The following is a 13,312-nucleotide window of genomic DNA, read 5'->3' as shown; positions in this document are numbered from 1 at the left end:
GCATTCAAAAAAGCTTATGCTTTTGATGCAAATAAATCAGCCCATTCGTGGGTACGCACAGTAACGCCTGATAATGACTGTCCCAATATATCACTAATCACGGCACAAAGGTCGGCACCAGCATCAATCACTTCACTTGAATTTTCAACAGTTAAACCACCAATCGCACAAATTGGCACATTAAATTTTGCTTTGGCTTGTTTTAAAGTCTCTAAACCAATATTACCCGCCTCAGGCTTTGTTTCAGTGGCATAAATTGCACCAAAAGCTACATAGTTTGCACCATCAGCAATGGCTTGTTCCGCAAGTTCAATCGAATTATTACAACTACGTCCGATCAAAACATTTTTCGGCAGACGAGTAACTGCTTCTACGATAGAACCATCATCTTGCCCTAAATGTACACCCACACCATATTTTACCGCGGCATCTAAGTCATCATTAATGACAAAAGGGACTTTATATTGCGCACACATCGACTTCATATATTCGATTTCATAGTCCTGATCTTGTTTTGCCACTTTTTTACGGCGATATTGCAATACTGCCACTTCATAAGTTGACATTGCACCTTCAAGCTTTGCCAATAAAAGTTCAATTGGATCATCATTGGTGATTAAATATAAACCGCGCATAAGTCAAAAACTCAAAACAAATACAAAACTTTGATTATTATAAGACAAAGCGTTATGAGAACACATTGATTAAATGTAGAAATTAAAAAACTTAATCATTCACTGAACTTATTGATAAAACTGACTGCAAATAATTTCAGTAATTTGACTCATAGTAAATTAGGCAAAAAGACGACTATATGATCAATTTTATAAAAAAAAGCTACCAAAACTGTTAAAAAAGGGCTGAAATGTAACTGGATCGGCTTTTTTTGCGGATGTGTAGCGGTTTTAAAAAAATATAAATCATTGAAATATAATAATTTTAATGAATAATTTCGCACAACCTCCCCTCATTATGTTAAATGAAATCAATATTCGAGTAATTTTCTTTTATACTAAAACAAAATTTATGATATTTAATTCAACTTATGAATCCAACAATAGATACAATTTTAAGAAAAGTAGATGGATTAAAGCTTACTCAAGATTTCTTCTTTGTGATGAATAAAACCATTCACTTAAGGTATGCAACTATTTATGAAACAGATGAAATAGGATTCAGAAATCTAGGGAATACTGAAGATATATTTCAAGAAATATATGACCTTATGGATAGTTCAGAATTAGATAATGGAATTTATAGCTATTATTCTATTGATAAAAAAGTAATACATCATACTGATTACAATCCTGAATTATTTTGGGATGATGCAATGGAATTGATCTTATATCAAACTTATGGGGTAACGCCATCTGATGAAGAAAGAAAAATTCAATTACAAACAAGCCTTCAAGAAGAAAAAATAAAGCAGACCCTAGTATATGCTTGCTATCTTAATTTAGTAGATCAGATAGATTTTTTATTATCAAAAAAAATAAGTAAAGGTGAGTTAAATAGAGAGCTTAAAGGTGTAGGAACTCCTTTAGGATTGAGCATTCAGGAAAATAATACTGATTTAGCTAAGAAATTATTAGAACTTGGTGCAGACCCAAAGAAAAAATCATTTGTATATACGCCACTTGAATTGGCCTTTAGATATTCAGATGAAATGGTATTCTATTTTTTTGAGCATTTTAAAGAATATTTTATTAAAACGATAACACAAAAGGGCTTAGCTATTGCTGGGCTCAATAAAAATACTGAAATTTATAAATTATTAATAGATTTAGGTTGTAATCCACTCGGTAAAGATCCAGTTTTCCAAATGCCACATGTTTTCGTAGATTATAATAATTTATACGGATTACAGTTCTTAGCTGAATATGGAATAGATATGAAACACAAAAATAAATACAAGGAAACAGCATTTGAAAGAGCACAGAAGCAAGGAAAAACTGAATTAATGAACTACCTAGAAGCGTTTAATTAGGTTTTCTAAAATTAACATAATACACCTCATGCGAAAGCATCTATATTAATTTAATTATTTCAATAAGTTGAAGTCCATGAAAGTCTGACTTGTGCAAATCAGACTTTTTATATGGTTGATCACGTTCCACGCTTACTTCTTATGGATTATTCCACATTTTTGTTTAGCCTAATTTAATTATCGGATGACATTTAAAATGCTAAAACATACTAAGCCTTTATTAAAAATAAAATCTAACTCTCGATCTTATCCAACTGACGATCTTTCAGACTTAAGTTACCTCGAACAATATCCGATAACATGCGCCAATCTGAAATAAAGCTATATAATGGTTGTTTAAAACTTGCGGGTTTGTTTTTTTCAAACATAAAATGCCCCACCCATGCACAGGCATAGCCAGACACTAATCCATACACAAAATATTTCGCTTTGCGTTGACGAATTGCTTTACTAAAAAAATAAATCCCGACACTACTCCCTACCGCATGTAGACGGCGACTCGTGATATTACGATGCTCTGTTAAATAAAAACGGTAAAATTCAGCATAGTTTTTAATTGGAAGTTGAAATTGTGGCTGAACAGATACATCCCGTTTTGGCTCAATCTGGCTATTCATCGTAGATCCTTTTGAATATTTTTTATGCCTTTCACTGTATAGTTTGCATTAAAAAAAGGCAATGTCCTTTTTCGGCACAATATCATCCATAGCAGCAAAATCGGCACAGGATTGAACTGCTTTATTGTGTGAATATCCGTTACAATTTAACAAGATCAGTCGTAAAATGTTGCGCAGTCATTTTTCAACGTTGTTATTGAAAAATTTGCTCAAATTTATATTTTTATTGTTTTCATTATTTGTTGTTTAGGAAAATTTCATGCTTGAAGTTGAGTTAAAATTTCAGATTCCAGAAGCTCGCCGCCATGCATTACTCAAAGCATTAGACCCCAAAAAATCTGAAACCGTTCACCTACAAGCCAAATATTACGATACTGAAAACCAATTATTGTCACAACATTCGGCTGCACTACGTCAACGCCTCGAAGGCGCACGTTGGATTCAAACGCTCAAAGCCATGGGTAAAACTCAGCTGCACCGTTTTGAACATAATCATGATCTTGGTGAGCTAGAAACAGCCCCTGAGTTAAATTTAGACATTTATCAAGAATATCCCGAAGCATTAGAGATTTTAAAAAATACCCTCGGCGAACACACAGAGCAACTCAAACTACAGTTTGAAACTGACATTCAACGTACCTTTCGTGTGATGCAATATCAAGATGCCAAAATCGAAATCAGTATCGATGTCGGTGAAATTCGCACAGAAACTGCCAAACAAGAGATTTATGAAGTTGAATTTGAACTCAAAAGTGGTTCAATCCAGTCTTTACTCGCGTTTAGTTTTGAATGGGTAAAAAAATATCAACTATGGCTCGATGTACGTAGCAAAGCTGAATTTGGTCATTTATTGGTTGAAAATAAATCGGTCAGCCCAGCTAAATTTGCCAAAGAGCTCATGTTAAATAAAAAAGAATCTGCTGATTTTAATTTACGACTATTGATTGCCAATCAATTACAGCATTTACTGCCCAATATTGCCGCAATTTCAGCGCATGTTGCTGAACCTGAACACTTACAACAAGCACAAATCGCCTTAAATCATTTACATTTAAGCATTTCATTATTCAAAGAATGGAGTGCTGATATTTCGGATAAGTGGGCATATCAATTGGCAGCATTTAAAAGCCATTTCCAAAATCTTGCGCATTTTGAACATATGCAAAATACCCTAGGTGCATTACTACAAAATCCGAAAACAGCAGAGAGTTTGGACAAAGACATTTTATATGCCAAAGAAAAATTGAATAATTTAGTGAAATCTACACTGAACGTTCAACATTATTTAGAACTTTTAATGTTTAGTTTAAATGATGAAAAGAAAACTCAAAGCCACGATTTAAAATGGTTTGCACAAAATACTTTGCAAAATCAATATAAACAACTGCAAGACAGCTTAAATCATGCCGATCTTACTGACCTCGAAACCTTAGAAGAACTGGCATTAAGACTCAGTGAGTTAAAATTTAGCTTCCCAATTTTAACTGCTATTTATGATGTCAAAAATCTACAGAAATATGGCAAAGCACTCAATGATGCACAACATGCTTCTGAGCAATATCAGGTACTTGCATCATCTTCATCGTATTTACAACAAACCGATTTAGAAGCGAGTGATTGGTTTGCCTTAGGTTGGCTCACCGCGAAACAAGAAGTCTATGCAGAAAAGTTACTTGAAGCGACTGAGCAATTTTTAGTGAGCCGTAAATTCTTAAAATAAATCTATTTTGCAGCGTCATCTACGGATCTACGCTGCATTGATTTTTTGCTACCCATTCATCAAAATTAATGACTTCGTCTGCATACTGCATGGCAAAATTTGCATGAGAAATCATAAAAATTGACGGCACTTCGGTACGTATAAATTGCATCACCTCCACACTGGTCTGCTCGTCTAAAGCTGCTGTCGGCTCATCCATAATGATTAATTTTGGTTTTTTTAATAGCGCCCGAATAATGCTAATTCTTTGTTTTTCACCACCTGAAAAACTTTTATAAATATGTTTTAAATCATCATCCAAAGTTAAATTATTTTTCTCTAGCAGATTCAATAAATTAAATCTTGATAAATACATGATTAATTCATGATCACGATAACAATACTGACTATTATGAATTAAATTTTCTCGTAATGTCCCCGAATACACCACCGGTGTTTGACTCACAACAGCAATTTCTTGAAAAATATTTTTCGAAAATTGCTGGCTAATCTCGATATTTTTATAGAACAATTGCCCTGCTTGAATACGTTCTAAGCCAATTAAATAGTTGATAAAACTGGTTTTTCCTATGCCTGTTTGTCCTATTGCGACATAGGTTTTATTTTGTTCAATGTCTAAATTAAAGTTTTCAATGAGGTTTTTACCTAAATAAAATTTTGCATTTTCAAAGTGATATAAAATTGGCAAATCAATAATCGTTTCACAGCTAAATTGATCGGTGTCCAAGTCAAAATATTGGTAAAATTTTTCAATGGCAATAAAGTCACCTTTTAAGTGGATAATACTTTGTGACACCATGAGTAAAGGCATGGTCAGAGCAATAATATAAGTACTGATCAGTACAAAATCACCCGAAGTAACACTTTGATGTTTAAATAAATAGACCGTAAAAAGCATGAATGTCAACAGGAATGTGCCCACAAAGAAGACCTGTATCATCATGATCACAGCTAATCGTCTATAACTTTTGACCATTTCATTTTTATAGCTGCTCAACCGCTTCTCATATAAATTCATTTCATATTGCTGTGCACCATTGACCTTAATATCATAATTAGCTTGAATTTTTTCTACAAAGAACTGCCCAACTTGATTTTGTGCATTGTACATCGCAGTAAAAATATCATTGCCTTTGGCTGTAAAATAAATATTCAATGCAAATGTAACAAAGGCAAATAACATAAAATAAATCGCATAATTTAAAGCAATAGACTGTGCTAACACCCACACCATACTGAGTATTTGAAAAATAATGGGAATTAATACAAAAAGGATGACATAGGTAATTGTGCCAAATGAGGCCGCCCCACGCAAAATATCGGTTTGATAGACACCTAGCTCAATTTTCTTCTGTTCTGCAAGAGTCGTCTTAAAATATTGTTGTACACCACCATGTAGTAATGCAATTTTAAATTTCGTTTGTAAATTTGCACTCAAAAAATTTTGTACATGATTTAAAATATTCATCAACAACCAGCCCAATGCGTATGCGGTTGCCAAGATGTATAAATTCATCCATGAAAAAAGTTGTCCGATTTCAAGTTGTGTTGAGCCTGATTTCGATTGATCCACAATTTCTTTTAAAATATAAGGCACTGCAACTGACAATAAGGTATGAATGAGTAAAATAATGCCAAGAATCAGCATGTCTTTGATCGGATGCTGATATTGAATTTTGACCACATTCCAAACTAAACGGTAAATTTTAAATACTTTCAAATCCATATTTAACCTAATTTTTATCATGGTTTACTTTTATTTCACCACCAAATTGTATAAAAGCACAGCAAAATACGCTTTAAATAACCAATCAAAACAAAAGCAGATCGACATGTTTACATACAATATTTTAGTCACCTATAGCGAGCAGTGAGGTATTGTTAAGTTAAGCCATTGTTCTCAAAAAAGGATGGATTACGATGTTTGAAGTTGAATTAAAATTTCAAATTGCCAAAGATCAACAGAATGTATTACTTAAAACACTACAAAGAAAAAATCCAAAGATCTTAAATTTGAACGCAAAATATTTTGATACCAATACATTTACCCTTTCACGCAAACACATTTCGCTACGCCAACGTTTAGAAAATACAATATGGATTCAAACCCTTAAACTACCCACAGCACAGCAGTTACAACGCGCAGAGTTTGAAAATAAGCTCAGTGAGGTAGAACCTACGGCTTTAAATTTGGCTTTTTATCAAACACAAAAGCACATCGGTAAAAAAAACCTGAAACTTTTAAACAGTATGCATGCTGATTTACATGTGCAGTTTGAAACTCGAATCAAGCGATCCAACACATTATTTAATTTTCAAAACAGCCAAATAGAAGTCAGTATCGATGTTGGAAACATCCAACACCAAGAGCAAATAATTGAAGTATGTGAAATTGAATTTGAGTTAAAGCAAGGCTCTATTGAAGATTTAATTTCCTTTGTTCTACCACGGGTAAAACGTTATGGGCTCTGGATAGATGTACGTAGTAAAGCGCAACGTGGTTTTTTATTGGCACAAAATCATGCTGATTCTCCTATCGAATTTCAATCACCGCTTATCTTGCATGCTGACGACCCACCTGAACAAGCCTTAAAAGATATAGTTAACAATACCTTACAGCATTTATTACCCAATAGTAGCGCAATCGCTTCAGGAAATTTTCACAGTAAACATGTGCACCAAGCACGTGTTGCGATTCGACGTTTGCGTAGTGCCTTCAAAACGTTTTCGACATGGTCGAATCATATTGATCCTACTTGGACAGCACAACTTGCACAATTGTTTAGACAACTCAGTACACGTCGTGATCTTGATATGATTGAAGAAGAATTATGCCCGCAACTCAAAGCAGCAGGTGCTCCTGATATTGAACGACCACAAGATATAAATGAAAATAGCGCTCACTTAGAGATGGTATTTCAGTCTACACCGTTTAATCTGTTGATTTTATCTCTCATTCAATTTGTCAATGAAGATACACATCAAGCAGATAAAGCAAATTTAAAGAAAAAATTTAGAAAAGAGATCAATAAACTGCATCAACAAATTATGCAGGATGCACAACATTATTTAGATTTAAGTATTGATGAGCGTCATCGTACCCGTAAACGTTTAAAACGTCTGCGTTATAGTATTGAGTTTATGGCATCAATTTATCCGCCTAAAAAAGTGAATCAATATCTTAAAGCGCTTAAACCTGTACAGGAAAGTTTAGGTCAATATAATGATGTAATCGTTGCTGAAAATGTCTTTAAAAACATTGTGCAACAAGAGCCTAAAGCATGGTTTACGATCGGTTGGCTTGCTGCACGTGAACAACGTTTATTAGAACAAACTGCACAAGATTTATCGCATTTTTCAGCGACACAGCCTTTTTGGTCATGATTGGGACAATATACCTAGCGATATTTCCCAAAAACCTTCCAAGTATTGTTGTCTGCTAAAGGGTCACTATAGCTATCATTACGCTGTTTTCTTGGTTTATCACGTGCGTCGACCAATTCAAAATGCTGCTCTGTGCTGAGCACTAAACCATTCACATAAAAACGCGTGCGTGTATATTCTGTTTGTCCATGTTGGAAAATATAAGTACGTAAATCAATAAATTCACGATGTGCAACCAATGCAGCCGTGTCATCACTTTCTAACCATTGCTTCATCGCAAGTACTTGTTCAGGCTCAAACTGCCCGCATTTTTCCATTAAACTGGCAAGACCACGAAAGGTTTTTGACTCTTTAGCACGTGTTTTATTGATGCGTATACGGTCTACATGAAAGAAAAATAAGGGTAAATTTAAATGACTGGGCAGATGAATGGCATCTAGGACTTCATCTTCCATAAAGGGTTGAAACAAATCCTGTGCACGTTCAATCAAACCTGTCCATTGTTGATAATAATCTGCAACTTGTTGTTTAGAACCATAATAAATCGGTAAACCTTCAACATTTGCCAAATCCACAGGTGGCCAAATATTTTGACGTAATAAAGCAATGTCACTTTTTAAACTTTGTACTGCGATTGCATCTTGCATGAGAAATCCTTAAAAAGCTTGATTTAATTACTTAGGCTATTTTAAGTATGCTATAGTTCGCTTATACATACAAGTAATTGAGAAATTTTAAAATGGCTGAAAATTCAAATGATTTTGATGGTTTATTAGAACCTGTTGAAAGCGTTGCCGATGAACAGTTTTATGAACGTGCAGATGCATTTATTGCCCTTGCCAATGAACTTTCAGACAATACAGATAATGAAGAATTTGCAACATCAGCCTCTAAAGTCAGTGCTTCATTGATGTATGCCAATGCTCGCTTTAATATTTGGCTAACTGCATGTGGTTATAGTAAAGCTGAAGATTTAAAAGCCAATAAAGAACAAGTTTTGAGTTATTTTTTAGCACAATATCAACTGATGCTTGAAGATAATTTTGATGAATATGCCAACAATTTTGATGAATATATGAATCCACCAGAGGATGAAGTGAAACATTTCGTTTAATCGTAAGATTATCCTATAATGCTGTCATATTTAAATCATTGTTGTGGAAATTTTCATGTCTCAAAAAATTGATGCTACGGATGTCACCGAAGAAGAAGCGTTAAATGCGGTTTTTTTTGAGCGTGCTGACGAATTTATTAAGCAAGCCAATGAGTTTTGTCGTCCGCCTACAGGGCAAAAGCCTGATCCAAATGAGTTACGTGGACAAGTGAGTGCAGCGATGTTGTTTGGTACTGCCCGCTTTAACACTTGGGTAGCAGCCAATACCTTTAAAGATGGCAACGAAATGCGTGATGCGAAAGAACAAGTGATGTCTTATATTCTTCAACAGTTTCAAATGATGTTAGAAGACAATTATGATGAATATTGTGAACAATTCGAAAATTATTTACGTTTCCGTAAAAATGAAGAATTTCATACACATAAACATGATCACGATCATCATTAATTTCGTTCTTATATTATTGAAAAGCCTTGCACCATGCAGGGCTTTTTTATAAAACTCTAAATCATCAGTCACTATAGATCGACTATTTATACTCATCGTCGATGAAAAATAAAAAAGCTCCCGAAGGAGCTTTTTAGATCATTGATCAATCCGATAGAATTAAGGCTTAACCACAACCAATACTTGGATCGCTTCTGGCGTTACAGCCAAGCCTTCAAGTAAGTCTAAACCTTCTTTTTGCAGTTTTTGCAAACGGCTAATTTCATCTTCACGAATACTTGGATTGAACTGTTTTAAATAAGTCAAACGGTCAATCTCGTATTGCCATTTACTGCCATAAATTTCTTTGGCTTGTTGTTTCAGCTCAGGTAATGTACCTTTAGCAAGCTCAAGTGCCTGTGCATAACGCTGTTCGATCACTTCACGGCGTGCTTTCACCACTTGACGACAACTATTACTATCTAAATGATGTAAATAAGGTTTTAAAATTTCAGGCGCGATTTTATTGGATAGATCCTGACCTTTTTCACTTAACAATACGCGAATCAACTGCTTTGGCAAACTTGAAGGTAAATTCAAGGCCTTAGGTGCAACAACATCAACTTTAAACCACACTTCAAGCAGAACTGAACCTTGTGGTAAAGCCGCTGATTTAAGCACAGCAACATTGGTACTACCAAAAGATTGTGTACGGATCATTTCCATCACGCTTTCAGTAAATGGATGCTCTAAAGTGATGTATTGTGCATCTTCACGAATTTGTGCTTGGTCACGGTAGAAAGTAACGGTCATCCCTTCTTCATCAATGTCTAAGCCTTGCACTTGCATTTGATCCGTTGGCTTGATGATCACCGTGCCATTGCTTTGCTCATCAAAATCAATGTTTGTAGATGCCATAAAGCGCTTCATAAACATTGGCAATAAGGTATTATCATCGTAATCTTCAAGTGCATTGACAATCTCTTGTGCTACCATTGGACGACAAGAATTATACTCAAGCAAACGGTCACGCCCTTCTTGCAGTTCATCTTCAAGCGCTTGACGTTGTACATTTACAGCTTCAAGTAAATCTTCAAATGCTTGACCTTTATCGGTCAATAAACAATCTTTAAGGTCAACAATAAAGTTTTCTTGTAAGGTTTGTGCAGTTGGTGAAATATTACTGAAAATATTCAATGCTTCATTATACCAACGGAACATACGCTCTTGTGCGGTACCGAGTAAATAAGGCACATGGATTTGAATACGGTTTTCTTGACCAATACGGTCTAAACGACCAATACGCTGCTCGAGTACATCTGGGTTTGCAGGCAAATCAAATAAGACTAAATCTGAAGCAAACTGGAAGTTTCGTCCTTCTGAACCAATTTCAGAGCAAAGTAAAATCTGTGCACCATAAGAATCTTCAGCAAAATAAGCTGCGGCTTGATCACGCTCAAGTAGGCTCATACCTTCATGGAACATCGCAGTACGAATCCCAGCATGGATACGTAAAGCATTTTCCAAAGCTTCAACCACAGGGCCACTACGTGCAATTAGCAATACTTTTTTATGTTTTAAATCTGTACGTAAACGCTCCATCAACCACATTACACGTGGGTCAGTTTCCATCCAAGCCCCATCAAGTTGAGCTTCTTCAGGCCACATTTGTTCACGTAATTTACCATCTTTCGACCAATTTTCTGGTGCAGGAAGTGGCGCAGGTTGACAGTCACGACCAGGGAAACCTTGAATTGCTTCACGGGTATTACGGAATAAAATACGCCCTGTTCCATGACGGTCTAACAACTCATGAATGGCACGGAAACGTTGTTCAGGTTGATCTTCAATCGCATGACCAAGTAAAGTCTCTACCGCAGCCAAATGTTCAGCTTCAAGCGGCAGATCAGACATCAATGCTTCTGCAATTTTCGCAGTATGATGATATTGCTCTTCTTCATCTAAGAAACGATCAAGCGAGCTAAAACGTTGTGGATCAAGTAAACGCAAACGTGCAAAATGACTTTCTACACCCAATTGTTCAGGTGTTGCTGTTAACAATAAAACGCCTGCGGTTTTTTCAGCAAATTCTTCAACAAGGTCATAACGATCATTACCACCTTCTTCTTCGCTCCACATCAAATGATGTGCTTCATCGACCACAAGTAAATCGAAACCTGCTTCAATCGCTTGCTCACGCAAATCATCATGGTCGATCATCAAGTCAACAGAGGCAATGATGCATTGTTCAGTGAGAAATGGATTGAGTTCAGGATCATGTTCTTTGATCGAAGCAGTACGCGTCAAATCAAACAATGAAAAATTCAAATTGAAACGACGGCGCATTTCAATCATCCACTGATATTGCAATGAATCAGGCACCAAAATCAAAATACGTTCAGAACGACCCGTTTTTAGTTGTTGGTGAATGATCAAACCTGCTTCAATGGTTTTACCCAAACCCACTTCATCGGCAAGTAAGACACGCGGTGCAAAACGTTTACCGACTTCATGGGCGATATAAAGCTGATGTGGAATCAACCCGACACGTGCGCCAATCAAGCCACGTAAAGGAGAATTTTGCATATTGGCTTGCATTTGCATCGCTTCAATACGCAAGTCATACCATTCTTTATAATCGACTTGGCTTGCAAGCAAACGATCAAGCGGTTTTGAAAGCTGAATAGATGCCCCAATACGGGTTTCATTGAGTGATTTACGTTCTTGTGTACCGTCCGCAAGTGTACGCATGACATCATAACGCAATACACCATGACGATCTTCAACCGACTCGACAGTCCAAGTCACGCCTTCTTGATCTTGCAACTCATCATTTGCATTAAAAACAATACGAGATAAAGGTGCGTTGTTGCGTGCATAAACACGTGTTTCGTCACTTTTGGGAAAGAGAATGCTAATTGAACGCTCATCAACGTCAATTAAAACACCTAAACCAAGTTCTGTTTCTGTATCAGATAACCAACGTTGACCTATAGCAAATTGTTGCAATTTTTCCACCTTTATCTCATGTTAGGACTGAAAACAGTTGCTCAAATCAGGAGAATATTTGAACAAAGTTTTACCCCATTACGCAATACTTTTTGACACAAAGCCCACTAAAATAATGAGCATTTTCAATCTTGATTAATAAAACAACCTAAAAAGGCACAGGACAATGAAATTGTACAGGCTCCTCTGTTTTAGGATGATGAAAGCGCAGCTGTTCTGCGTGTAGGCACAGACGTGGCATGAGCGCTTGTTGCTCAACTGTTGCATATAACGTGTCACCAATAATGGGGTGACCTAAAAACTGTAAATGTACACGCAGTTGATGAGAACGTCCTGTAATCGGTGTTAATTTGACACGCGTGACAGGCTGTTCTTGTATTTCAAAATGTTCTATTGCCTGCCACTCAGTAATGGCAGGTTTATTGTGCTCAGGGTCAGCAATATGTAAAGGAGGACGACTTGGATCATAGACCACAGGGACATCGATGATCCCTTGACCTTGTAAATGTCCAGCCACAACAGCTTGATAAATTTTTGAGGTTTGACGTTCTTGGAACTGACGAGAAATGCTTTTTTGCCCCCATTTAGACAGTCCAAACACTAAAATGCCTGAAGTATCACGATCTAAACGATGGATCAGTAAAGTTTTGGGTTCTATTTTTAATAAGCGATTGATCACACAATCTTGTAAATCTGCTGTTTTTCCGGGAACTGTGAGTATACCTGCTGGTTTTGCGATCACCATAAAATCTTCATCACGATGTATCAGGTGTTCGGTAAGAAAATTACTCAAGGTTCAATTCCGCTGATCGTGCAAACAAGCAGGCAATGATAAGAATCTTAGCCTAAAAATACAATGAATATTTTCGTTTTTTCGATTGATTACGTCAATTTTCCTCATCTAAAAAATAGAAAATGCTTTTAAGTCTCTACAGGGTTTTAATTGCTGCTATCACAATAAAAAATAGTTTTAAAATATCCTAAGCTTTCACACCATAAAAATAAAAATGCATCATAGGAACATCACAACGACATCAAAAATTTGATTGAATAG

At 35.8% G+C, this 13,312-nt stretch carries 11 protein-coding genes; 5 read left to right on the top strand and 6 right to left on the bottom strand.

Features of this window, described 5'->3' with window-relative positions; genetic code table 11:
- Window positions 1-14: 14 nt before the first annotated feature.
- Window positions 15-635, bottom strand: a complete 621-nt coding sequence (gene thiE, locus HUV91_RS02440) for a thiamine phosphate synthase (protein WP_130073194.1) — start codon at window positions 633-635, stop codon at window positions 15-17.
- A gap of 410 nt (window positions 636-1,045) precedes the next feature.
- On the opposite strand from thiE, the gene HUV91_RS02435 reads away from it, so the two are divergent.
- Window positions 1,046-1,987: an ankyrin repeat domain-containing protein gene (locus HUV91_RS02435; protein WP_174492413.1), complete on the top strand. Its 942-nt coding sequence runs from the start codon at window positions 1,046-1,048 to the stop codon at window positions 1,985-1,987.
- A 233-nt stretch (window positions 1,988-2,220) separates the two neighbouring features.
- Here HUV91_RS02435 and HUV91_RS02430 read toward each other — a convergent pair whose 3' ends face one another.
- Window positions 2,221-2,604: a DUF962 domain-containing protein gene (locus HUV91_RS02430; protein ID WP_174492412.1), complete on the bottom strand. Its 384-nt coding sequence runs from the start codon at window positions 2,602-2,604 to the stop codon at window positions 2,221-2,223.
- Window positions 2,605-2,863: 259 nt separating this feature from the next.
- Between HUV91_RS02430 and HUV91_RS02425 the strand changes: the two genes are divergently transcribed.
- Window positions 2,864-4,324 carry a CYTH domain-containing protein gene (locus HUV91_RS02425; RefSeq protein WP_174492411.1) on the top strand — a complete coding sequence of 487 codons (1,461 nt, stop codon included), beginning with the start codon at window positions 2,864-2,866 and terminating at the stop codon, window positions 4,322-4,324.
- A 19-nt stretch (window positions 4,325-4,343) separates the two neighbouring features.
- On the opposite strand, the gene HUV91_RS02420 is transcribed toward HUV91_RS02425, so the two are convergent.
- Complete coding sequence (locus tag HUV91_RS02420; RefSeq protein WP_174492410.1) at window positions 4,344-6,050, bottom strand: ATP-binding cassette domain-containing protein; 1,707 nt, start codon at window positions 6,048-6,050, stop codon at window positions 4,344-4,346.
- A gap of 194 nt (window positions 6,051-6,244) precedes the next feature.
- Here HUV91_RS02420 and HUV91_RS02415 point away from each other — a divergent pair, with 194 nt between their 5' ends.
- The gene (locus tag HUV91_RS02415) at window positions 6,245-7,708 is read left to right on the top strand and encodes a CHAD domain-containing protein (RefSeq protein ID WP_174492409.1); all 1,464 of its coding nucleotides are present in this window, start codon (window positions 6,245-6,247) and stop codon (window positions 7,706-7,708) included.
- A gap of 14 nt (window positions 7,709-7,722) precedes the next feature.
- On the opposite strand, the gene HUV91_RS02410 is transcribed toward HUV91_RS02415, so the two are convergent.
- A complete protein-coding gene (locus HUV91_RS02410; RefSeq protein ID WP_130073188.1) occupies window positions 7,723-8,355 on the bottom strand; it encodes a hypothetical protein in 633 nt (210 codons plus the stop codon).
- Between the two features lie 92 nt (window positions 8,356-8,447).
- Here HUV91_RS02410 and HUV91_RS02405 point away from each other — a divergent pair, with 92 nt between their 5' ends.
- Together HUV91_RS02405 and HUV91_RS02400 are read left to right on the top strand one after the other, a co-directional pair.
- Window positions 8,448-8,822, top strand: a complete 375-nt coding sequence (locus HUV91_RS02405; RefSeq protein ID WP_130073187.1) for a DUF3144 domain-containing protein — start codon at window positions 8,448-8,450, stop codon at window positions 8,820-8,822.
- Between the two features lie 55 nt (window positions 8,823-8,877).
- Window positions 8,878-9,270, top strand: a complete 393-nt coding sequence (locus tag HUV91_RS02400) for a DUF3144 domain-containing protein (RefSeq protein ID WP_174492408.1) — start codon at window positions 8,878-8,880, stop codon at window positions 9,268-9,270.
- 159 nt (window positions 9,271-9,429) lie between these two features.
- Here the strand turns inward: HUV91_RS02400 and rapA are convergent, their stop codons facing one another.
- Both rapA and HUV91_RS02390 read right to left on the bottom strand, forming a co-directional pair.
- Window positions 9,430-12,267 carry an RNA polymerase-associated protein RapA gene (gene rapA / locus HUV91_RS02395; protein WP_174492407.1) on the bottom strand — a complete coding sequence of 946 codons (2,838 nt, stop codon included), beginning with the start codon at window positions 12,265-12,267 and terminating at the stop codon, window positions 9,430-9,432.
- 139 nt (window positions 12,268-12,406) lie between these two features.
- The gene (locus HUV91_RS02390; RefSeq protein WP_174492406.1) at window positions 12,407-13,051 is read right to left on the bottom strand and encodes an RluA family pseudouridine synthase; all 645 of its coding nucleotides are present in this window, start codon (window positions 13,049-13,051) and stop codon (window positions 12,407-12,409) included.
- Window positions 13,052-13,312 lie beyond the last annotated feature (261 nt).

Source organism: Acinetobacter sp. Marseille-Q1623, assembly GCF_902809895.1.
Taxonomy (GTDB): Bacteria; Pseudomonadota; Gammaproteobacteria; order Pseudomonadales; family Moraxellaceae; genus Acinetobacter; species Acinetobacter piscicola_A.
Note: the sequence above shows the minus strand (reverse complement) of the source record. Positions and strands in the feature narration are given on the sequence as shown.